This window comes from Streptococcus parasanguinis ATCC 15912, from assembly GCF_000164675.2.
In the GTDB taxonomy this organism is placed as follows: Bacteria; Bacillota; Bacilli; order Lactobacillales; family Streptococcaceae; genus Streptococcus; species Streptococcus parasanguinis.
The window spans coordinates 28,492-48,009 of sequence record NC_015678.1; the positions used below are offsets into that span (position 1 = coordinate 28,492).

Annotated in this window: 25 protein-coding genes and 1 other annotated feature; of the genes, 19 read left to right on the forward strand and 6 right to left on the reverse strand. The window is 43.2% G+C overall.

Annotated features, from left to right (window positions below):
• Nucleotides 1-126 precede the first annotated feature (126 nt).
• From HMPREF0833_RS00210 to HMPREF0833_RS00220, 3 genes are all read left to right on the forward strand, one after another.
• Nucleotides 127-381 (forward strand): type II toxin-antitoxin system Phd/YefM family antitoxin, encoded by a 255-nt coding sequence (locus HMPREF0833_RS00210; protein WP_003014291.1) that lies wholly within the window; start codon nucleotides 127-129, stop codon nucleotides 379-381.
• Between the two features lie 3 nt (nucleotides 382-384).
• Entirely contained in the window at nucleotides 385-639 is a 255-nt protein-coding gene (locus HMPREF0833_RS00215) for a Txe/YoeB family addiction module toxin (RefSeq protein ID WP_013903192.1), read from the forward strand.
• A 174-nt stretch (nucleotides 640-813) separates the two neighbouring features.
• Nucleotides 814-1,530, forward strand: a complete 717-nt coding sequence (locus HMPREF0833_RS00220; RefSeq protein ID WP_003005873.1) for a YebC/PmpR family DNA-binding transcriptional regulator — start codon at nucleotides 814-816, stop codon at nucleotides 1,528-1,530.
• Between the two features lie 52 nt (nucleotides 1,531-1,582).
• On the opposite strand, the gene HMPREF0833_RS00225 is transcribed toward HMPREF0833_RS00220, so the two are convergent.
• From HMPREF0833_RS00225 to HMPREF0833_RS00240, 4 genes are read right to left on the reverse strand one after another with little or no spacing between them, the layout of a single operon-like run.
• Nucleotides 1,583-1,909: a DUF5960 family protein gene (locus HMPREF0833_RS00225; protein ID WP_009732369.1), complete on the reverse strand. Its 327-nt coding sequence runs from the start codon at nucleotides 1,907-1,909 to the stop codon at nucleotides 1,583-1,585.
• Nucleotides 1,890-2,261, reverse strand: coding sequence for a hypothetical protein (locus HMPREF0833_RS00230; RefSeq protein ID WP_013903193.1), 372 nt, complete (start codon nucleotides 2,259-2,261; stop codon nucleotides 1,890-1,892). Before HMPREF0833_RS00230 ends, HMPREF0833_RS00225 begins: the two co-directional genes overlap by 20 nt.
• Nucleotides 2,258-3,670, reverse strand: coding sequence for a Y-family DNA polymerase (locus HMPREF0833_RS00235; protein WP_013903194.1), 1,413 nt, complete (start codon nucleotides 3,668-3,670; stop codon nucleotides 2,258-2,260). The genes HMPREF0833_RS00230 and HMPREF0833_RS00235 overlap by 4 nt, the downstream gene beginning before the upstream one ends.
• 2 nt (nucleotides 3,671-3,672) lie before the next feature.
• Nucleotides 3,673-4,350, reverse strand: a complete 678-nt coding sequence (locus HMPREF0833_RS00240) for a helix-turn-helix domain-containing protein (RefSeq protein WP_013903195.1) — start codon at nucleotides 4,348-4,350, stop codon at nucleotides 3,673-3,675.
• Nucleotides 4,351-4,509: 159 nt separating this feature from the next.
• On the opposite strand from HMPREF0833_RS00240, the gene asnA reads away from it, so the two are divergent.
• The 14 genes from asnA to trpB all read left to right on the forward strand — a co-directional run bounded on the left by asnA (nucleotide 4,510) and on the right by trpB (nucleotide 17,390).
• Nucleotides 4,510-5,502 (forward strand): aspartate--ammonia ligase, encoded by a 993-nt coding sequence (gene asnA / locus HMPREF0833_RS00245; protein ID WP_003014342.1) that lies wholly within the window; start codon nucleotides 4,510-4,512, stop codon nucleotides 5,500-5,502.
• Nucleotides 5,503-5,750: 248 nt separating this feature from the next.
• Entirely contained in the window at nucleotides 5,751-6,290 is a 540-nt protein-coding gene (rsmD, locus tag HMPREF0833_RS00250) for a 16S rRNA (guanine(966)-N(2))-methyltransferase RsmD (RefSeq protein WP_041818095.1), read from the forward strand.
• On the forward strand, nucleotides 6,280-6,768 hold the full coding sequence (coaD, locus tag HMPREF0833_RS00255) for a pantetheine-phosphate adenylyltransferase (protein WP_013903198.1): 489 nt from the start codon (nucleotides 6,280-6,282) through the stop codon (nucleotides 6,766-6,768). The genes rsmD and coaD overlap by 11 nt, the downstream gene beginning before the upstream one ends.
• Nucleotides 6,752-7,834 carry a SepM family pheromone-processing serine protease gene (locus HMPREF0833_RS00260; protein WP_013903199.1) on the forward strand — a complete coding sequence of 361 codons (1,083 nt, stop codon included), beginning with the start codon at nucleotides 6,752-6,754 and terminating at the stop codon, nucleotides 7,832-7,834. The genes coaD and HMPREF0833_RS00260 overlap by 17 nt, the downstream gene beginning before the upstream one ends.
• Before the next feature lie 162 nt (nucleotides 7,835-7,996).
• Nucleotides 7,997-8,707 carry a thiol-disulfide oxidoreductase-associated membrane protein CcdA2 gene (gene ccdA2 / locus HMPREF0833_RS00265; protein WP_013903200.1) on the forward strand — a complete coding sequence of 237 codons (711 nt, stop codon included), beginning with the start codon at nucleotides 7,997-7,999 and terminating at the stop codon, nucleotides 8,705-8,707.
• Between the two features lie 26 nt (nucleotides 8,708-8,733).
• Nucleotides 8,734-9,057 (forward strand): hypothetical protein, encoded by a 324-nt coding sequence (locus HMPREF0833_RS00270; protein WP_013903201.1) that lies wholly within the window; start codon nucleotides 8,734-8,736, stop codon nucleotides 9,055-9,057.
• A 56-nt stretch (nucleotides 9,058-9,113) separates the two neighbouring features.
• A complete protein-coding gene (locus HMPREF0833_RS00275) occupies nucleotides 9,114-9,674 on the forward strand; it encodes a redoxin family protein (RefSeq protein ID WP_037617474.1) in 561 nt (186 codons plus the stop codon).
• 11 nt (nucleotides 9,675-9,685) lie between these two features.
• Complete coding sequence (gene msrB, locus HMPREF0833_RS00280; RefSeq protein ID WP_013903203.1) at nucleotides 9,686-10,807, forward strand: peptide-methionine (R)-S-oxide reductase MsrB; 1,122 nt, start codon at nucleotides 9,686-9,688, stop codon at nucleotides 10,805-10,807.
• 58 nt (nucleotides 10,808-10,865) lie between these two features.
• Nucleotides 10,866-11,600: a response regulator transcription factor gene (locus HMPREF0833_RS00285; RefSeq protein ID WP_013903204.1), complete on the forward strand. Its 735-nt coding sequence runs from the start codon at nucleotides 10,866-10,868 to the stop codon at nucleotides 11,598-11,600.
• The gene (locus tag HMPREF0833_RS00290) at nucleotides 11,597-13,309 is read left to right on the forward strand and encodes a cache domain-containing sensor histidine kinase (RefSeq protein ID WP_013903205.1); all 1,713 of its coding nucleotides are present in this window, start codon (nucleotides 11,597-11,599) and stop codon (nucleotides 13,307-13,309) included. Before HMPREF0833_RS00285 ends, HMPREF0833_RS00290 begins: the two co-directional genes overlap by 4 nt.
• A 284-nt stretch (nucleotides 13,310-13,593) precedes the next feature.
• Nucleotides 13,594-14,169 carry a YutD family protein gene (locus HMPREF0833_RS00295; RefSeq protein WP_003017966.1) on the forward strand — a complete coding sequence of 192 codons (576 nt, stop codon included), beginning with the start codon at nucleotides 13,594-13,596 and terminating at the stop codon, nucleotides 14,167-14,169.
• Between the two features lie 6 nt (nucleotides 14,170-14,175).
• Nucleotides 14,176-15,264, forward strand: coding sequence for a 23S rRNA (adenine(2503)-C(2))-methyltransferase RlmN (gene rlmN / locus HMPREF0833_RS00300; RefSeq protein WP_003017924.1), 1,089 nt, complete (start codon nucleotides 14,176-14,178; stop codon nucleotides 15,262-15,264).
• Nucleotides 15,251-15,778 carry a VanZ family protein gene (locus tag HMPREF0833_RS00305; RefSeq protein ID WP_013903206.1) on the forward strand — a complete coding sequence of 176 codons (528 nt, stop codon included), beginning with the start codon at nucleotides 15,251-15,253 and terminating at the stop codon, nucleotides 15,776-15,778. Before rlmN ends, HMPREF0833_RS00305 begins: the two co-directional genes overlap by 14 nt.
• A gap of 67 nt (nucleotides 15,779-15,845) precedes the next feature.
• Nucleotides 15,846-16,081, forward strand: a binding site (T-box leader).
• A gap of 121 nt (nucleotides 16,082-16,202) precedes the next feature.
• Nucleotides 16,203-17,390, forward strand: a complete 1,188-nt coding sequence (trpB, locus tag HMPREF0833_RS00310; protein ID WP_003017923.1) for a tryptophan synthase subunit beta — start codon at nucleotides 16,203-16,205, stop codon at nucleotides 17,388-17,390.
• Nucleotides 17,391-17,397: 7 nt separating this feature from the next.
• Here trpB and HMPREF0833_RS00315 read toward each other — a convergent pair whose 3' ends face one another.
• The gene (locus HMPREF0833_RS00315; RefSeq protein WP_013903207.1) at nucleotides 17,398-18,057 is read right to left on the reverse strand and encodes a prepilin peptidase; all 660 of its coding nucleotides are present in this window, start codon (nucleotides 18,055-18,057) and stop codon (nucleotides 17,398-17,400) included.
• 87 nt (nucleotides 18,058-18,144) lie between these two features.
• On the opposite strand from HMPREF0833_RS00315, the gene HMPREF0833_RS00320 reads away from it, so the two are divergent.
• Nucleotides 18,145-18,363 carry a YqgQ family protein gene (locus tag HMPREF0833_RS00320; RefSeq protein WP_003017930.1) on the forward strand — a complete coding sequence of 73 codons (219 nt, stop codon included), beginning with the start codon at nucleotides 18,145-18,147 and terminating at the stop codon, nucleotides 18,361-18,363.
• Nucleotides 18,363-18,746 carry a rhodanese-like domain-containing protein gene (locus tag HMPREF0833_RS00325; protein WP_013903208.1) on the forward strand — a complete coding sequence of 128 codons (384 nt, stop codon included), beginning with the start codon at nucleotides 18,363-18,365 and terminating at the stop codon, nucleotides 18,744-18,746. Before HMPREF0833_RS00320 ends, HMPREF0833_RS00325 begins: the two co-directional genes overlap by 1 nt.
• Before the next feature lie 42 nt (nucleotides 18,747-18,788).
• Here the strand turns inward: HMPREF0833_RS00325 and HMPREF0833_RS00330 are convergent, their stop codons facing one another.
• On the reverse strand, nucleotides 18,789-19,514 hold the full coding sequence (locus tag HMPREF0833_RS00330) for a 16S rRNA pseudouridine(516) synthase (RefSeq protein WP_013903209.1): 726 nt from the start codon (nucleotides 19,512-19,514) through the stop codon (nucleotides 18,789-18,791).
• Nucleotides 19,515-19,518 lie beyond the last annotated feature (4 nt).

Genomic DNA, 19,518 nt, shown 5'->3' on the forward strand with positions numbered 1-19,518 from the left:
TTTTTTTTACCAAATTTAGAAACTTTTTACGAATAATTAGGTAGAGTGGGAAAACTTGTACAAGTTCCTGACAAGTTTTTCTTTTTCATGTATAATAATAGAAAAGAGGTAGAATGAGGTATGGTCATGGAAGCAGTCGTTTATTCAACATTCCGCAATCATTTGAAGGATTATATGAAGAAGGTGAATGATGAGTTTGAGCCTTTGACAGTCGTGAATAAGAATCCAGACGAAGATATTGTGGTCATCTCTAAGAGCGAGTGGGACAGCCTACAAGAAACCCTGAGACTAGCTCAGAACAAGGAATTGTCAGATAAGGTCTTGCGGGGCATGGCAGAAGTCCGAGCTGGTCAGGTTCAACTCCATGAGATTGAGGGGTAACGGATGTTACTCAAGTTTACAGAAGATGCCTGGAAGGATTATTGTTACTGGCAAAGTCAGGACAAAAAAACACTGAAGCGAATCAATACCCTTATCAAAGAGATCCAAAGGGACCCATTTGCAGGGATTGGTAAGCCTGAGCCTTTGAAATATGACTTTCAAGGAGCATGGTCAAGACGGATTGATGCAGAGAATCGCCTGATTTATATGCTAGATGAGTCAGGTGTCGCTTTCCTCTCTTTTAAAGATCATTATTAAGTCTTTAAAAGAGGATCTTTTTGATAGTTAGGATAGCTATTTAAAATTCCCAACTCGAAGAAAATTCCTATAAAATCCCCTTTCTAAAAATAGAAAAATCTAGTCTAACTGCGATGATTTGTGATATAATGTTAAAGATTGAAAATAATTTGAAAAAATTTAAGGAGAATCCTCATGGGACGTAAATGGGCCAATATTGTTGCCAAGAAAACTGCCAAAGATGGTGCCAACTCAAAAGTGTATGCCAAATTTGGTGTGGAGATCTATGTAGCTGCTAAAAAGGGTGAACCAGATCCAGAACTAAATACTGCTTTGAGATTCGTTATTGACCGTGCGAAACAAGCACAAGTGCCAAAACACGTGATTGATAAAGCGATCGATAAGGCAAAAGGAAACACTGACGAAACCTTTACAGAAGGACGTTACGAAGGATTTGGACCAAATGGTTCGATGTTGATCGTTGATACCTTGACGTCAAACGTCAACCGTACAGCTGCTAATGTCCGTGCTGCTTTTGGTAAAAACGGTGGGAACATGGGAGCTTCAGGTTCTGTATCTTACCTCTTTGACAACAAAGGTGTCATCGTCTTTGCTGGTGATGATGCCGATGCGATCTTTGAACTTTTGCTTGAAGCAGATGTGGATGTAGACGATGTAGAAGCAGAAGAAGGAACAATCACTGTTTACACTGCACCAACTGATCTTCACAAAGCGATCGTTGCTTTGCGTGAATCAGGTGTCGAAGAATTCCAAGTAACAGAATTGGAAATGATTCCTCAATCAGAAGTTGAGTTGTCAGGTGAAGATTTGGAAACATTTGAAAAACTTTACAGCGTTCTTGAAGACGACGAGGACGTACAAAAAATCTACACAAACGTAGATGGATTCTAATCACTCGTAAGGACTGTAGTGAATCCCATAAATCAAGAAAAAGGATAGCTTCTCAGATCAAGCTATCCTTTTTCTCTGTCTGATGAGGATCTATCTTTTGTAAGTGATGTCCTGTATAAGCGTAAATACGGGTCAGGGGTGATTGGGAGAGTGTGGAAACCTTAAAATAGAAATAATGGTCTCGATGATCCCGACTTTTGGTGTGGTGAAGACGAAAGTAGTTTCGCTGGCCTGCTGCCATAGAGTGGAGAATATCGTCTTCTAAAAAGACAAGCGGTGTAGAAGTAGCGGCCCACTTGTAAAAGTCCGTCTCAAATTGGTGGTAATTCTCCGAAAAATAATCAAATTGTAATTCGTGTTTAGTCTGAATAGGTTTCATACGGTGTTTCCTCAGATTCAATAAAAATGATAGAGTCTACGAGGAGACGGTGGTAGTGGCCATCGCTTTTGAGAAGAAGCTCAGAAGCAGATAAGGTGTGAATCGAACCTGTGTAGGTTGCAAATTGATTCCCCTCTAGAGTTGTGATCGAGATCGTCGTTTGTTGTTGAAAGGCCTGCTCCAGGAGCTGGATCTGTTCAGCAAGTGGAAGAACCGTGAGCTGACTGCGGTCAATTTCTTTTGTCTGCAGGGCAGTTGTGTGTTCGGATAAAAAGAAGCCGGCCCATTTGGCCATGCCACGATCTTGAAATTCGCGAGCGGATTGATAAGGGAGATAAGAACGGTCAATCATGTTAATCCATCTAAGCCTCCTGCGGAATGTCCGCCTGTTAGTTTACTGCGTGCAATGGCGCGTGAGTTTTCTAGTAGTGAGGAGCCTTTCTGAAGAGAGGTGAAGCCAAATTGGTCCCGAATGCGGTCAATGGTCTGCTGAAGTTTCTCCTCTTTTTCTAGGGCTACTGGGTCATCAAAGAGAGAAAAGAGTTGAAGAGACTCTTCGACAAGTTCTCCATAAAAAATGCCGATCTGCCGAATGGCGCCTCCTTCGTACTTGGAGCGAAAGAGCCGCAGAACCGTGTCGGATAAAACCTTGGTGGATTGGGTGGGCTCAATCTTTTGCTGGCAGTGAATGGACGGAAGCCCCTCGATTTTGGAGTAGGAGGCATGAATAGAGACCAGCTGGGTCTTCTTTTTTTTCCGTCGCAAGCGAATAGCCACCTGTTCAGCCATCTCCCGAAACACCAGTTCAATATCAGCTTGTAGATGGTAGTCATAGGGCAAGATTTGAGAGTTACCAATGCCTCGTGACTTCGGACGATAAGGCTTGTGGACATTGCTTTCATCAATGCCATGAGCATGGAACCAGAGTTGCAGCCCCATGACTCCAAATTCTTTCTTTAAGAGATCTGGATGAGCCTGGGCCAGTTCTTTAATCGACGTGATCCCGATCTTTTGCAATCGCTTTTCAGTACGACGTCCAATGCCCCAAAAATCAGTGAGCTGGGGCAGTTTCCAGACCTTACTTTCTACATCTTCATAAGACCAATTGGAGCGCATATTTCGGCAATGCTTGGCTTCATTGTCCAAGGCTAGTTTAGCAAGAAGGGGATTGGCATTGCTGAGGCCGATGGTAGAGTAGATTCCAGTTTCCTGCCAGATCCGTTTTTGGATTCTGGCAGAAAGGAGATCCAGTTTTTCCTTTCGAGAGAGGGAGGAATCGGGAATAAAATAATTTAAGGAAGAGGTCAGATCGATAAAGCCTTCGTCAATCGAGTAAGGGAAAATATCATCTGGTGCCGCAAATTCCTGAAAGACCTTTTGAATCTCCATATTGACCTGAATGTAGGCATTCATCCGTGGAGGCACAATCAGGGTTCTCTTGGCCCAGGATTCAATGAATGCAATAAAGGCTGGATCTGTTGGCAATCCTTGTTTTTTGGCGGCGTAGCTATTAAATTTCCTGGTTTTGAGGTCAAAAGGTAGGTCGTAGCTACGGCTGACATTTTTCTTGCCAAAGATTTGTTTGAAAACGGGAGAGCTCGCCAAAATTAGGCCAGCTGAATTGTCGCTCCGACTCATGACGCAAAGAGAAGTCGTCAAGGGATTGAGCCCCAGATGGACACATTCACAACTGGCATAAAAACTTTTCATATCCACAAAAGCAATATCAGAATGAGGCTCACGTGAATAATCAAATAGCATATTTAAACCTCGAGTGGAAGAAAATGCCCGACCACAATGCCGACGATTTTGGGCTCGTCTTCATAGGGAGCAAATAAATCATCGTAGTCAGGGTTGATGGATTCTAAGCGCAAGCCCTCCGCTTCCCGATAGACTTTCTTGATGTAGGTTTTTCCATTCCAGATGAGGGCATAGACAGCCCCATCATAGTCAAAGCCAGTCTGCTTCATGAGGGCAACAGAGCCGTTGGGATAGAGAGGTTCCATCGAATCTCCGGATACCCAAGAAGCGAAATCGTGCTGGATCTCTTGGTCAAAATAGACAGTTTCATAGTCCGTTTCGTTGTCATAAAAGGTATGTCCCAAACCGGCTGCCAACTCAATCGACAGAACCTTATAAGCTGTCATGGAAACAACTTTTTGCTGCTGTTCCAATAACTGGCTGGCCAACTGGTCGACTTTCTTTTGATGAGGTGGGGTTAATAAAGGGTAGGTGTAGAGTGCGGAGTCTTTGTTAATAAAGTAGTCCTCTTTAACGGAGAGGCGCTTGGCCAACCTCCTGAGATTTTTTTCGTGCGGCTCCGCTAAGCCATTCTCCCAACTGGAGTAAGTCTTGCGAGAAATCTTGAGATCCTCGTAGACATCTGCTTGGGTTAAGCCTTTTTCCAGGCGTCTTTCTTTTAGTTTTTTTGCATCAAACATGTCGCTCCTCCTATGTAACGTTTCAAAAGTTACGTATAGTTTATCAAAAATGAATCCTTTTTGCAAGAGAAAAATTCAGTTGAAAACGAATGAAAAGACTTGATTTTGATTGAAAAAAGAGTATAATCATTTCTAAAATGTCTATAAATGAGGAACTATATGAAAAAAAGTTTTATCCACCAACAAAAAGAAATTTCGTTTGTTAAAACGACTTTCACACAATATTTAAAAGATAAATTGGACATCATTGAAGTCCAAGGACCGATTTTGAGCAAGGTCGGAGACGGGATGCAGGATAACCTTTCTGGGATTGAACATCCGGTATCTGTCAAGGTCCTTCAAATTCCTGATGAGACTTATGAAGTCGTGCATTCACTCGCAAAATGGAAACGCCATACCTTGGCACGTTTTGGTTTTGGCGAAGGAGAAGGCCTCTTTGTCCATATGAAGGCTCTTCGTCCAGATGAAGATTCGCTAGATGCTATCCACTCTGTTTATGTAGACCAATGGGACTGGGAAAAAGTCATCCCAAATGGTCAACGCAACATCGCCTACCTCAAAGAAACGGTTGAAAAAATCTACAAGGCGATTCGTTTGACAGAACTAGCAGTAGAAGCGCGCTATGATATTGAGTCAGTTCTTCCAAAACAAATTACCTTCGTTCACACAGAAGAGTTGGTGGAACGCTATCCAGATTTAACTCCAAAAGAGCGTGAAAATGCCATTGCCAAAGAATTCGGAGCCGTTTTCTTGATTGGGATTGGTGGAGAGCTTGCAGATGGCAAACCACACGATGGACGTGCACCTGACTACGATGACTGGACAACAGAGTCTGAAAATGGCTATAAGGGCTTGAATGGCGATATTCTCGTCTGGAATGACGTTCTAGGTTCAGCCTTTGAATTGTCTTCAATGGGGATCCGTGTCGATGAAGATACGCTTCGCCGCCAAGTTGCGATTACCGGGGACCAAGATCGTCTCCAATTAGAGTGGCACAAGGCCTTGTTAAATGGTCTTTTCCCACTTACGATTGGTGGAGGGATCGGACAATCTCGTTTGGCTATGTTCTTGCTTCGTAAGAAACATATCGGTGAAGTCCAAACCAGTGTCTGGCCTCAATCTGTCCGCGATGAATATGAAAATATCCTATAAGGAAAGAAAGAGAGTGGGACAGAAATCGGTAATTCGTTAGAATTCGATTTCGTCGTCCCACCTCCGCACAGTTGAGTAGGGCTGTAAAAGCTGATGAAATCGGCGTAGTAGAGCCCACTCAACCACTGCGTCTTACTCGACAATCCAAAAATAATTGAGAGGCTAGGACTTTTGTCCCAGCCTCTTTTAATTGTCGCTTGACCATATCAAATCGCAATTTTCTGATTTTTTTTGGTATAATGGTCCCTATGAAAATAGTATCTGGAACCTATGGGGGACGTCCCCTCAAAACACTTGAAGGAAAAACAACCAGGCCGACTTCTGATAAGGTCAGAGGGGCCATGTTCAATATGATTGGTCCTTACTTTGATGGTGGAAGAGTGCTGGATCTCTATGCTGGAAGTGGTGGGCTCTCTATCGAAGCCGTTTCTCGAGGCATGTCAGAGGCCGTTCTAGTGGAAAGAGATCGTAGAGCGCAGGAGATTGTAGCAGCCAATATTGCCATGACCAAGGAAAAGGAACGGTTTCAACTGCTAAAAATGGAGGCCAAGCAAGCCTTGGGCCTCCTAACAGGCACCTTTGACTTAGTTTTCTTGGACCCTCCGTATGCCAAGGAAGAGATTGTTCGCGATATCGAAACCTTGTGCGAGCGCCATCTCTTGTCAGAGGACATCTTAATTGTGTGCGAAACCGATAAACACGTAGAACTTCCTGAGGAAATCGGACAAGTGGGAATCTGGAAAGAAAAAATCTATGGAATTAGTAAGGTAACAGTATATGTCAGATAGAAGTGGATTGTTTACAGGATCGTTTGATCCGATTACCATTGGGCATGTGCAATTGATCGAGCGAGCTAGTCGCTTGTTTGACCGTGTCTATGTCGGAATTTTTTATAATCCGGAAAAAGTCGGACTTTTTTCTATTGAGCAGCGCGTGCGCATGGTAGAAGGGGCCTTGGCTCATTTGGAAAATGTTGAAATTGTGACGTCAACTCAAGAGTTGGCTGTGACAGTGGCGCGCAATCTTGGGGTCATCACCTTGATCCGAGGCTTGCGCAATGCACAGGATCTGGTATACGAAGCCAATATGGATTATTTTAATCACCAGTTGGCGCCTGAATTGGAGACGGTTTATCTCTACGCCCAGCCTCCTTACCAGGCCATTAGTTCAACGCGTATTCGAGAGTTGCTGGCTTTTCAGCAGGATATCTCACCTTATGTACCAAATAGTGTAATGGAGGAAATCAAAGATGACACAAGCGAATAAACCAAGCTTGCCTACAAAAAAGAAAAAAGGACGATTGAAAGAATACCGATGGCCGATTGCAGGCGTTCTTTTCTTGCTCCTTTTGCTCTCTGCTTTTGTGATTCGCCTTCCCTATTATATTGAGATGCCAGGAACGGCAGAAGATATTCGATCGGTCATGACAGTGGATGGAAAAATGGATACCAAGTCAGGATCCTATGACTTTGTAACCGTAGCAGTGAAAGAAGCGACCCCGGCTGATTTGATCTATGCTTGGGCGACACCTTTTACAGATATCTACTCTGCCAAGGATATGACAGGTGGTAGTTCGAGCCAAGAATTTACGCGGATTAACCAATTCTATATGGAAACCTCGCAAAATATGGCCATCTACCAAGGGCTAAAGACAGCTGGAAAAGAAACCCAGATGGACTTTCTAGGTGTTTATGTCATGCAAGTAGCAGATGACTCGACCTTTAAGGGAATCTTGAACATTGCGGATACCGTCACCGGTGTGAATGGGAAGACCTTTAAGAGTTCCAAAGAATTGATTGATTATGTTGGTTCTCAAAAAATTGGCGACCCCGTTTCGGTGACCTATATCGAGGATGGACAAACCAAGACAGCAGATGGGAAGATCATCAAATTGTCCAACGGGAAAAACGGAATCGGAATTAGCCTGATCGACCGGACTGAAGCCAAAGGCGATGTTCCTGTCCAATTTGCGACTCAAGGGATTGGTGGCCCAAGTGCCGGCATGATGTTTAGCCTAGCCATCTACACTCAAGTAGCTGATCCAGATCTTCGTCAGGGACGCCATATTGCAGGGACAGGAACCATTAACCAAGATGGGACGGTTGGCGATATCGGTGGGATTGACAAGAAAGTCGTCGCAGCCGATAAAGAAGGAGCAGAAATTTTCTTTGCCCCTAATAATCCAGTTTCCAAAGAAGAAAAGAAAGCCAATCCCAAGGCCAAATCAAACTATGAAACCGCTAAAGAAGCAGCGAAACAAATTCATTCGAAGATGAAAATCGTTCCCGTCAAAACACTTCAAGACGCCATTGATTATTTGAAGAAGAAGTAGAAGTATCTTGTTAGATCAGTCTCGTACTTGAAAGTACGAGGTAGAGTTGGCAGATAGGAAGATTCACCTTCTAATCAAATTCAAGTTTTTGCTTATCAATCTCTCTATTTTTAGAGGGATTTTTTCTTTATACTGGTATCAGAAAGAAAGGGAGGTAGTGAAATGATTCAAACCAGTTTGTTTTCCATTTCAGTATTCTTAGCGGGAGTTCTATCCTTTTTCTCCCCATGTATTTTGCCACTGATGCCAGTCTATGTAGGGATTCTATTGGATTCTGAACGCGTGAAGACGGTTCGAATTTTTGGAAGAGACATTTCTTGGTATGGCTTGGTGAAGACTCTTTGTTTTATCGCAGGTCTATCAACTGTTTTCCTAATTCTAGGATATGGTGCAGGGGCCCTTGGCCAGGTGCTTTATGCTCCATGGTTTCGCTATCTGCTAGGAGGGATTGTGATCTTATTAGGGATTCACCAAATGGACGTGATCAATCTGAGACAACTCCAAAAACAAAAGACCATCCAACTCAAAAAGAATCGGGAGCGCAATGAATTCTTCAATGCTTTTCTGATAGGGGTTACCTTCAGTTTTGGTTGGACCCCTTGTGTCGGACCAGTTTTGAGTTCGGTTCTAGCCATTGCCGCTTCTGGAGGAGATGGTGCTTTACAAGGTGTTTTCCTGATGCTGGTCTATACATTAGGCTTGGCTCTGCCTTTCTTGCTTTTGGCCTTAGCTTCTAGCTGGGTTCTACAACATTTTGCTAAACTCAAGCCCCATATGGGAACCTTGAAAAAAATTGGTGGTGCCCTCATCATCTTGATGGGTATCTTGCTGATGCTAGGAAATCTTAATAGCCTCGCATCTTTATTTCACTAATCTTAAGGGATTAAAGGAGAAAAATCATGAAAAAAATTCTTACACTGACCATTGCTACGCTTAGCCTCGTTACTTTAGCAGCTTGTTCTGGTCAAAAATCGGATTCAGATATGAAAAAAATGGACAATAGTAGCATGATGAAGAAGGACGATATGAAAAAGGATGATATGAAGGATTCATCCATGTCCGATGATAAAATGAAAAAAGAAGACATGAAAGATTCATCTATGATGTCTGACAGCAGTTCTGAAATGAAGGACGATATGAAAAAAGATGAGATGAAATCTAGCGATTCTAGCATGAAGGAGGATACGAGCAACTCATCGGAAATGAAATCAGACAAGGAATGAAAGAAAGGAGAGGTCATCTGAGGATGACTTTCTCCTTGTTTAAAGAGGTGATAATGATGAAAAAATTAGCTTTAATAGCTACAGGATTCGTATGCGCTGGACTTTTGGGGGCTTGTTCGAGTCAAGGAATGGCTACTTCCAATAAGGGCATGAGCCAACAAACAGCCAAAGCTGGGGCTAGGCAACCATCTGGCAAGAAAGTGAAGGAGTTTAGCTTGCAAGGAGTGGATGGCAAGACCTACCGCTTATCTGATTACAAGGGAAAGAAAGTTTACCTCAAATTTTGGGCTTCCTGGTGCTCTATTTGCCTGTCGACGTTAGAGGATACCAATGAGTTGGCAAAAGAAGAGGCAGGTAAGGATTACGTGGTTTTATCCGTTGTAGCTCCAACCTTTAATGGTGAAAAATCAGCAGCAGATTTCAAAAATTGGTACCAGTCTTTGGACTACAAGGATTTCCCAGTCTTACTGGATAATAAAGGAGATTTGCTCAAAGAATATGGGATTCGGTCTTATCCATCGGCACTCTTTATCAATAGTGATGGGACTTTATCGAAGAGTCATATTGGCTATATGAATAAAGAGGATATCCTCAAGACCCTAGAGAACATGCAGTAAGGAGATAGACAATGGAAACAAAATGGAAAGTAGGTTTGATTCTTCTCATTGGCTTGCTATCGATTGGTTTCTTTTTCTTTAGTAAGGGATCAAACGGAATGGATCGATCAGAAACAAGCACGGAGATGATTAAAAAAGCATCGATGAGTCAGACTCCAGTAGCCAAAAAGGAAACAAAGGAAACGGTTGATCCAAAGGATCAGCGTGAAATTTATTTGGCTGGTGGTTGCTTCTGGGGCGTAGAGGAATATTTCTCCCGTGTTCCAGGTGTGATTGATGCCGTATCAGGATACGCCAATGGAAAGGGAGAAACGACCAAGTATGAATTAGTCCCTCAAACAGGCCATGCCGAAACAGTTCACATCACCTACAATGTCAAGAAGGTGTCTCTGAAAGAATTGCTCCTGCATTATTTCCGGATTATCGACCCAACGTCGAAGAATCGTCAAGGAAATGATCAAGGAACTCAATACCGAACAGGTGTCTATTATGTCTCTCAAGAAGACCTTCCAACCATTAACCAAGTCTTTGAAGAAGAAGCAAAAAAATACGACAAACCGTTAGTAGTGGAAAAAGAGCCACTGACCAATTTCATCAAGGCTGAGGACTACCACCAGGATTATCTAAAGAAGCATCCAAATGGGTACTGCCATATCGATGTCAATCAGGCTTCTTATCCTGTTATTGATGCTAGCCGCTACTCCAAGACAAGCGATGAGGAGATCAAAAAGAAGTTATCTCCTGAAGAGTATGCGGTGACACAAAAAAATGATACCGAACGGGCCTTCTCCAATCGTTACTGGGATCAGTTTGATGCCGGTATTTATGTAGATGTCGTGACTGGTGAGCCTCTCTTCTCCTCTAAGGATAAATTTGATTCGGGTTGTGGTTGGCCAAGTTTCAGTCGGCCTATTAGTCCTGATGTGGCCATCTATAAGGAGGATAAGAGTTTCAATATGACTCGGACAGAAGTTCGGAGCCGTGTGGGAAATTCCCATCTAGGTCATGTTTTTACTGATGGTCCCAAGGAAAAAGGCGGCCTTCGCTATTGCATCAATAGTTTGTCTATTACCTTCATTCCCAAAGCAGAAATGAAAGAAAAGGGCTACGGTTATTTATTGGACTATGTCTGAGACAATTCAGTCTATAATTTGCTATAATAAGTATAGCAAAAACAAGTAGGTGAAAGACATGTACGCGATCATGATTGTGGAAGATGAAGAGCTTATCCGGCAGGGTCTGACTTCCTTAGTGGACTATGAACAGTTTGGAATGACCGTCATCAACCAGGCAGAAAATGGCCGTGAGGCCTGGGAGAAGTTTCAAGAGCAACCAGCCGATATCCTTCTAACTGATATCAATATGCCACAAATGAACGGCTTGGATCTGGCCCATCTCGTCAAAGAGAAGTCTCCGTCTTGTCATATCATTTTTTTGACAGGTTATGATGACTTTGAGTTTGCGAGAAAAGCCATCAAGTTAGGTGCAGATGATTATTTGCTGAAGCCTTTTTCAAAAGATGATATTGAAGAGATGTTAGCAAAGGTGAAAAGAAAACTCGATGAAGAGCGAAAGAAAGCGCAAGTCGAAGATTTGGTCAGTCATGGTTATTCGACAGACTTAGAAGAAGCCATTCATGCTCGTTTGGCAGATTCCCAGTTAACCCTAAAGAATCTGGCCTATCAACTTGGTTTCAGTGCCTCTTATCTAAGTGTATTGATCAAGAAAAAATTGGGACTCTCCTTCCAAGACTACCTCATTCAAGAGCGAATGAAGAAGGCTCAACTCTTGCTTCTCACGACAGATCTAAAGATTTATGAGATCGCCGATCAGGTGGGTTTTGAAGATATGAACTATTTTTCTCAACGCTTTAAGCAGGTTGTTGGGGTGACACCAAGGCAGTACAAAAAAGGAGAGCATGAATGAAACGATACCCCTTGCTGGTTCAGCTGGTCCTCTACTTTTTTCTCTTCATTCTCTTGCTGTTTGGTCTTATCGGTAGCCTCTATTATCAAACGAGTTCAGGAACGATCCGCCAGCTAACGGAGCGGACGACAAGAAATAGTATTGATCAAAGCAGTCAGTTTATCACCTCCTATCTAAAAAAATTAAAGCAGACCACGACGGTTCTTAGCAAGGAACAGGCTGTTCGCCAATTTGCTCAAGATAGGAGTGCGGATCAAGAGACGGTTCAGCACTTGATGCGAACGATGATTGAAACGGATCCGGACCTGGTCTCAGCAGTCCTGGTGACCAAGGATGGACGTCTGGTAGCGACAGATTCCAAAATCAGCATGCAGACTTCATCAGATATGATGAATGAAAGCTGGTATCAAGAGGCGATTAAAGAAAGAGCCATGCCGGTCTTGACGCCAGCTCGAAAGGAATCCTTGACTTCGGAAAAAGAAAAATGGGTGGTTTCTATTACCCAAGAAGTGGTCGATCAGGCTGGTCAAAATCTCGGAGTAGTACGCTTGGATATTGGCTACGATAGCCTTCAGGCTTACTTGGATCACCTTCAACTAGGGAAACAAGGCTTTAGTTTTATCATTAATCAAAAGCATGAGTTTGTCTACCATCCTAAAAAGGCGGTCTATTCCTCCAGCCAAGAAATGCAGGCCATGCAGCCCTATATTGCTGTGAAAGATGGCTATGCTAAAGAAGGACAGAATTTTATCTATCAGGTTCCGATTCCAAATAGTGATTGGACCTTGATTGGAGTGGCTTCACTTGAAGGACTTCAGATGCTTCAGTCGCAGCTCCTGTACTCTTTCATTGGTCTAGGATTACTGGCCTTGATCATGTGTTTAATAGGGATTACCTTTGTTCTGCGTTTGTGGATCAAACCCTTACGAGACCTTCAGACTATCATTTTGAGGATTGGAGCAGGAGATGCCAACTTGAGGGCTGCAGCCAAAGGATCTCCAGAATTGGTCGACCTCGCTCAAGCTTTTAATGCCATGTTGGACCAAATCGATAACCTCATGCAACAGGTTAAGGAAGAGGAGCATAACGCACGGCGGTACGAGTTGCGGGCACTTTCGGCTCAGATTAATCCGCATTTTCTCTACAATACCTTGGATACGATTGTCTGGATGGCGGAGTTTAACGATAGTCGGCGCGTGGTCGATATCACTAAGTCTCTGGCTCAATATTTTCGACTGGCTCTTAACCAAGGCCAGGAACAAATCCTACTGAGTGATGAAATCGACCATGTCCGCCAGTATCTTTTCATTCAGAAGCAACGTTATGGAGAAAAGCTCCACTATGAAATTCTAGAAGATGAACGGTTGGGCGACTATCAGCTTCCAAAATTAGTGCTTCAGCCCTTAGTGGAAAATGCGATTTACCATGGTATTAAAGAGATCGATCGGCCAGGTCTCATTCGAGTGACAACTGAAGTCAGTGGAGACTACGCCTGCGTATCGATTTTTGACAATGGACGAGGGTTTGATTTATCAGAATCAACAGACCAACCCCTTCTTCGTTTAGGAGGTGTTGGCTTGAACAATGTGGACCAACGATTGCATCTTCAATTTGGCGAAGCCTATCATATGGAGATTGATTCTAAGGCCAATAGCTATACGAAAATCACTCTTTATTTGCCCCTTTCATCCGGCAATGAATATTCATAGAGGCTGGGACACAAGTCCTAGCCTCTCAATTATTTTTGGATTGTCGAGCAAGACGCAGTGGTTGAGTGGGCTCTACTACGCTAATTTCATCAGCTTTTACAGCCCTACTCAACTGTGCGGAGGTGGGACGACGAAATCGAATTCTAACGAATTACCGATTTCTGTCCCACTCTCTTTTTGCACTCAAAGGAATTTCAACTCTTTTCTAGTCAAATCTGACGCAAGTCATCAAATTTATGATAAAATAAAGTGTTATAGTAAATAGATTTTGATGAAGGAACACTATGCGAAAAGAGATTGACCCTGAATTATATAATTACAATAAATTTCCTGGACCTGTCTTTCATCAGGTAGGAGACCAAATCCGTTCAGAAAACCTCTCCTTTGAGCTCTTGAAAAATGAGAAGGAAGCTTTTGATGCGACTGTTTTTGGTCAGCGATTTTCTGAGATTTTAACCAAGTTTGATTACATTGTTGGTGATTGGAGCAATGAGCAGTTGCGCTTGCGTGGCTTTTATAAAGAAGAACGCGATGTTGCAACGATGGATAAATTAAGTCGCTTAGACGATTATCTATTGGAATATTGTAGCTATGGTTGTGCTTATTTTGTCCTTGAAAATAAGGAGCCTCATCGTGCTTCTTTTGATAAGAAATCACCGGTCAAAAAAGCTCAATCAGAAGAAAGAGAGCCCAAGAAGCGTTCGCGCAATCGCAAACAAAAAGATCGTTTCCAAAAACGAGAACGCGACAAGGGACAACCAGCGAATAACTCGAAAAAAACAAGACCGTCTGCTGAAACGAAAAAAACAACGAAGACGAACAACAAACGTCATTTTGTGATTCGACAAAAAGAGGAGTAAGAAAGAATGAAACCATCCATTTATAGTTTAACACGCCAAGATATGATTGATTGGGCGGAAGAAAACGGCGAAAAGAAATTCCGTGCAGCACAAATCTGGGAATGGCTCTATCGCAAACGCGTCCAGTCCTTCGAAGAAATGACCAACCTTTCTAAGGACTTGATTGCTAAGTTGAATGATCAGTTTGTCGTCAACCCACTCAAGCAACGAATCGTGCAAGAGTCAGCAGATGGAACGGTCAAGTATCTTTTTGAATTGCCAGACGGCATGTTGATTGAAACCGTCTTGATGCGTCAGCACTATGGTTTATCTGTCTGTGTAACGACTCAGGTAGGATGCAATATCGGTTGTACCTTCTGTGCTTCTGGTTTGATCAAAAAACAACGCGATTTGAACAATGGGGAAATCGTGTCTCAAATCATGTTGGTCCAAAAATACTTTGACGAGCGTGGCCAAGATGAACGGGTCAGCCATATCGTTGTCATGGGGATCGGAGAACCATTTGACAACTATAACAATGTCTTGAAATTTATCCGGACAGTCAATGATGACAAGGGATTAGCGATTGGTGCTCGTCATATTACCGTGTCAACTTCTGGTTTGGCTCATAAAATTCGTGACTTTGCAAATGAAGGTGTGCAGGTCAATTTGGCAGTGTCTCTTCATGCTCCAAACAATGACTTGCGCTCTAGCATCATGAAGATCAACCGGGCCTTTCCAATTGAAAAATTGTTTGCGGCGATTGAATACTATATTGAGACTACGAACCGTCGGGTGACCTTTGAGTACATCATGTTGAATGAAGTCAATGATGGGGTCGAGCAAGCCTTAGAGTTGGCAGAATTGCTCAAGAATATCAAGAAATTGTCTTATGTTAACTTGATTCCTTACAATCCTGTCAGTGAGCATGACCAATATAGTCGGAGTCCAAAAGAACGGGTCATGGCCTTCTATGATACCTTGAAAAAACAAGGTGTTAACTGTGTAGTGCGTCAAGAGCACGGTACAGATATTGATGCTGCCTGTGGCCAATTGCGTTCAAATACCATGAAACGGGACCGGGAGAAAGCGATTGTTCAACATGCGCAACCTTAAACAAGGGCTGATGGATCATACAGAACTAACAAAAAGAGGAAGAAGGCTGTTACGGAGTGGCAGCTTCTTCTATTTTATCCTTTTGTGTCTGATGTGTTTTTTGCCCCAACAGCCAGAGCCAGGTATGGAAACACCGGGTATTCAACATTTCGGTCGCATCGTCGTCCTGCTGGTTCCTCTTAATTCGGTGATGAATCTTGGTCAGATCACCAGTGTCCTCCAACTCATTAAGGTCATTCTCCAAAACATAGCCAATATCTTTTTGTTAAGCCCGCTGGTCTTTCAACTCCTCTGGCTATGGCCCTGGTTGAGGAGTCGCAAACGGGTCTTGTGCTTTGGATTTGTTATGAGCTTGTGGATTGAATGCAGCCAAGTTCTGTTAGATCTCTTGTTTGATGCCAATCGTGTCTTTGAGCTAGATGATTTGTGGACCAATACCTTAGGGGCTTATCTGGCTTATTTAGGCTTTCAGTATTTCCGAGCACGATTGCTGGCAAAAAATGGGGAAATGTAAAATCCGAACATTTTAGTGCCTTTTTGAAATTTTTGTTGACAAAGTCAGAAGCGGGAGCTATAATAGCTTCAAGACATCAGAAAAGTAGAGGTTTTTCTCACTTCCAGGGAGCTTGTGGTGATTGCGAACAAGCAGTGGTGAATCTTGAAATGGGCTGATGCGTTTATGATGATGAATTTGAAACAATAAAAATTCGGTGAGCACACCTTATCGTGCACCCTGTTGTTAGACAGGTCAGAGATGTAGGAGAAAAAATAGCTTCCTACAATTGAGGTGGCACCGCGGTATCGAATCGTCCTCACACAGAGTTTTCTGTGTGAGGTTTTTTGTATCTCAAAGGAACCCAGTGAGACTGCAGCTCAAAGGGCCGGCGAGGGAAAAAGATCATAAACAGAATTGAAGATAGAGAAAAGAGGACACAATCATGACAGAAACAAAAGGCTATTTCGGACAATTTGGTGGATCTTTCGTACCAGAACCGATTCAAAACTTGCTCAATCAATTAGAGGAAACCTTTGAACAGTATAAAAATGACCCAGAATTTATCGCAGAATACAAACATTATTTGAAAGATTATTCTGGACGGGAAACACCGCTTTACTTTGCGGAAAGTTTGACAGAGCATTTAGGTGGGGCAAAAATTTATTTGAAGCGCGAAGACTTGAATCACCTAGGTTCTCATAAATTAAATAACGTCTTGGGGCAAATCCTCTTGGCCAAACGCATGGGCAAAACGCGCGTGATTGCTGAAACAGGAGCAGGTCAACACGGTGTAGCTACAGCAGCTGCGGCAGCTAAGTTTGGCATGGCCTGTGATGTCTACATGGGGGCAGAAGACGTGGAACGCCAACGCTTGAATGTCTTCCGCATGGAAATGATGGGGGCAACCGTCCATGCGGTTGAAACCGGTACTAAGACCTTGAAAGACGCCGTGGATGCTGCGTTTGGAGCATGGATGGCAGATCTGGATGCCTTTTACGTTTTGGGTTCTGCTGTTGGCCCTCACCCTTACCCAACCATTGTGCATGAATTCCAAAAGGTGATCAGTGAAGAATCTAAACGTCAAATCTTGGAAAAAGAAGGTCGTTTGCCGGATTATGTGATTGCCTGTGTCGGTGGTGGCTCTAATGCCATCGGTGCCTTTTCTGAATATGTCGCAGAAGAGGAAGTCGGCTTGATTGGGGTAGAAGCAGCTGGTCATGGCTTGGACACCGATCAACACGCAGCGACCATGACCAAAGGGACTATCGGTGTGGTTGATGGTATGAAGACCTATGCAGTCTTTGGCGAAGATGGAAAAGTAGCGCCAGTTTACTCGATCTCTGCTGGTTTGGACTACCCAGGGGTTGGCCCAGAGCATGCTTTCTTTAAAGATTCTGGTCGTGTAGAATATGTAGCAGCGACAGATGATGAAGCAGTAGAAGCTCTTCTTCTTCTCAGTAAGACAGAAGGGATCCTCCCAGCCATTGAAAGCTCACACGCGATTGCAGAAGCGGTTAAACGTGCTCCACAATTAGATAAAGACAAGATCATCATCATCAATGTTTCCGGACGTGGGGACAAGGATGTAGCTGCCATCGCTGATTATCTAGAAGCGAAGGCTGCAAAATAAGAAGAACTTATCTGCAAAACATTGTATAAAGCAGTAAAGCGTGATAACTGAGAAAGAGACAGGGAACAAAGGGAATCCGGTCTCTTTCTTTTTTGAGAGCAAAGACGAGAATGCCTAAGATGGATGCGATCTGAATGAGAATGAGGATCTGGGTAGAAGAAAAGCTTAGCGAAAAGGTAGCTAGTAAGAGAAAATCTCCTGCTCCTATTCCGATAAAGAAAAAGTGAGCTCCGATCGCAAGGAGTAAAAAGACCAGCATGAGGAGATTACTACTGGATAAAAAGAGGACCAGGGCATGGAGACAGCACCAGATGAATAAAGGGTATTCCATAAAGCGAAGGTCATAAATGGCTAAAACGGCAGCTCCCAGTAGTGTTAGAAGTTGAGGCAGAGAAAGGAAACCATTGGCGCAGGCTAAAAAGAGTAGGCCACTCCAGACCTCAAAAAGGCAGTACCAAAATGGGTAGGTCTGATGACAATAGTGGCAGCGAAAACGATGGAGTAGTTGCGATATAATGGGGATGAGATCCCAAACTCCAAGGACGTGCTGACATTGATCACAATGACTGCGAGGAGCGAGAATAGATTGGTTTGGAAAACGATCGACAACTAGCCCCAAAAAAGAGGCGATACAAGTACCGATGGTAAAAAAATAAAAGTTGATCATACTTATTTATTCGTAAAGCAATCGGAAAATTTCATCATTTGCTTGAAAATCTTGTAAAGCCTTTCTAAATTTGATACAATAATGAACATGAAAAACCTGTATGATGTTCAACAATTTTTAAAACGTTTTGGAATCATCATTTACGTAGGGAAGCGCCTCTATGACATCGAATTGATGAAAATTGAGCTTCAACGTCTTTATGATGCAGGCCTGATGGAGCGGCTCGATTATTTAGAAGCCGATACCGTTTTAAGAAGAGAACACAAGCAAGAATTAGAATTTTTGAAAAAGAGTGAGGTAGAGTGATGGGAAATATCATTGTTTGGTTGGTTATTTTAGGAGCATTTGGATGGATGGCGTTTAATTATTTCCGCATCCGTAAAGCTGCTAAATTTGTGGACAATGCGACTTTTGAAGAGCTGATTCGTAAAGGTCAGTTGATTGACTTGCGAGAGCCAGCTGAGTTTCATGCCAAGCATATTTTAGGAGCACGCAACATTCCTTCTACTCAGTTGAAGTTGAGTCTTGCAGCCTTGCGCAAAGATAAACCAATTTTGCTCTATGAAAATAGCCGTAGTTCGCGTGTAACCAATGCGGCTCTCTATCTTAAGAAACAGGGCTATACAGACATTTATGTCTTGTCTTATGGTCTTGATTCTTGGAATGGGAAAGTGAAAAAAGACGCCTAATAAAAAGAGCTCTAACTGCACAATGTGTGTGGTTAGAGCTTTTTATCTTGTTTTTTCAAGGAAATCTTTGACCCATGTGAGTTCCACCTCATTCAAAGGCCGGCTTTCTCCAGGGGCTAACTGAGGATCCAAGGTGAAGGGGCCAAAAGACAAGCGTTTTAAGGTCATTACTTTGACTCCAATGGCCAAAAACATCTTTTTCACTTGGTGGTATTTTCCTTCTGAGATTCGGACCTGGGCCTTGCTGTAGCTGGGGGTACTTTCTAGAATGGTCAAGGAGGCAGGCTTGCAGATAGGGCCGTCTGTGAATGAAATCCCATTCTGAAATTGCTCGATGTGGGCTGCATAGAGTGGACCATTGACTTCTACCTCATAGACCTTCTCCACATGGTATTGAGGATGGAGCAGTTGAAATCCTAAGGGACCATTATCTGTGATGAGGAGCAAACCACTCGTATCGCGATCGAGGCGACCAAGCGGATAGAGGTCTGGGTACTCTTGTTGAGGGTCCACTAGATCGATCACCGTTGGATGGTGGGCGTCTCTTTTGGCGGTCACGGCCCCGATTGGTTTATGGAGCATGTAGTAGTGGTGACGCGGTTCTTGAATAATTCGTTCCCCTATTTGAATCTGTTGGAGTCCAGGGTCGATGTTTTGGGATAGCTTTTGAGCTGGTAGGTGATCGACCAAGATTTGCCTTCGGGCCAGAAGTTGTTTGATGTCTTTGCGAGCGTACTGATGGTCTGCCATCAATTGATCTAATCTCATTGGG

Coding starts and splice junctions, on each gene's coding strand:
- HMPREF0833_RS00210 (WP_003014291.1), top strand. CDS start 127: ATGGAAGCAGTCGTTTATTCAACATTCCGCAATCATTTGAAGGATTAT.
- HMPREF0833_RS00215 (WP_013903192.1), top strand. CDS start 385: ATGTTACTCAAGTTTACAGAAGATGCCTGGAAGGATTATTGTTACTGG.
- HMPREF0833_RS00220 (WP_003005873.1), top strand. CDS start 814: ATGGGACGTAAATGGGCCAATATTGTTGCCAAGAAAACTGCCAAAGAT.
- HMPREF0833_RS00225 (WP_009732369.1), bottom strand. CDS start 1,909: ATGAAACCTATTCAGACTAAACACGAATTACAATTTGATTATTTTTCG.
- HMPREF0833_RS00230 (WP_013903193.1), bottom strand. CDS start 2,261: ATGATTGACCGTTCTTATCTCCCTTATCAATCCGCTCGCGAATTTCAA.
- HMPREF0833_RS00235 (WP_013903194.1), bottom strand. CDS start 3,670: ATGCTATTTGATTATTCACGTGAGCCTCATTCTGATATTGCTTTTGTG.
- HMPREF0833_RS00240 (WP_013903195.1), bottom strand. CDS start 4,350: ATGTTTGATGCAAAAAAACTAAAAGAAAGACGCCTGGAAAAAGGCTTA.
- asnA (WP_003014342.1), top strand. CDS start 4,510: ATGAAAAAAAGTTTTATCCACCAACAAAAAGAAATTTCGTTTGTTAAA.
- rsmD (WP_041818095.1), top strand. CDS start 5,751: ATGAAAATAGTATCTGGAACCTATGGGGGACGTCCCCTCAAAACACTT.
- coaD (WP_013903198.1), top strand. CDS start 6,280: ATGTCAGATAGAAGTGGATTGTTTACAGGATCGTTTGATCCGATTACC.
- HMPREF0833_RS00260 (WP_013903199.1), top strand. CDS start 6,752: ATGACACAAGCGAATAAACCAAGCTTGCCTACAAAAAAGAAAAAAGGA.
- ccdA2 (WP_013903200.1), top strand. CDS start 7,997: ATGATTCAAACCAGTTTGTTTTCCATTTCAGTATTCTTAGCGGGAGTT.
- HMPREF0833_RS00270 (WP_013903201.1), top strand. CDS start 8,734: ATGAAAAAAATTCTTACACTGACCATTGCTACGCTTAGCCTCGTTACT.
- HMPREF0833_RS00275 (WP_037617474.1), top strand. CDS start 9,114: ATGAAAAAATTAGCTTTAATAGCTACAGGATTCGTATGCGCTGGACTT.
- msrB (WP_013903203.1), top strand. CDS start 9,686: ATGGAAACAAAATGGAAAGTAGGTTTGATTCTTCTCATTGGCTTGCTA.
- HMPREF0833_RS00285 (WP_013903204.1), top strand. CDS start 10,866: ATGTACGCGATCATGATTGTGGAAGATGAAGAGCTTATCCGGCAGGGT.
- HMPREF0833_RS00290 (WP_013903205.1), top strand. CDS start 11,597: ATGAAACGATACCCCTTGCTGGTTCAGCTGGTCCTCTACTTTTTTCTC.
- HMPREF0833_RS00295 (WP_003017966.1), top strand. CDS start 13,594: ATGCGAAAAGAGATTGACCCTGAATTATATAATTACAATAAATTTCCT.
- rlmN (WP_003017924.1), top strand. CDS start 14,176: ATGAAACCATCCATTTATAGTTTAACACGCCAAGATATGATTGATTGG.
- HMPREF0833_RS00305 (WP_013903206.1), top strand. CDS start 15,251: ATGCGCAACCTTAAACAAGGGCTGATGGATCATACAGAACTAACAAAA.
- trpB (WP_003017923.1), top strand. CDS start 16,203: ATGACAGAAACAAAAGGCTATTTCGGACAATTTGGTGGATCTTTCGTA.
- HMPREF0833_RS00315 (WP_013903207.1), bottom strand. CDS start 18,057: ATGATCAACTTTTATTTTTTTACCATCGGTACTTGTATCGCCTCTTTT.
- HMPREF0833_RS00320 (WP_003017930.1), top strand. CDS start 18,145: ATGAAAAACCTGTATGATGTTCAACAATTTTTAAAACGTTTTGGAATC.
- HMPREF0833_RS00325 (WP_013903208.1), top strand. CDS start 18,363: ATGGGAAATATCATTGTTTGGTTGGTTATTTTAGGAGCATTTGGATGG.
- HMPREF0833_RS00330 (WP_013903209.1), bottom strand. CDS start 19,514: ATGAGATTAGATCAATTGATGGCAGACCATCAGTACGCTCGCAAAGAC.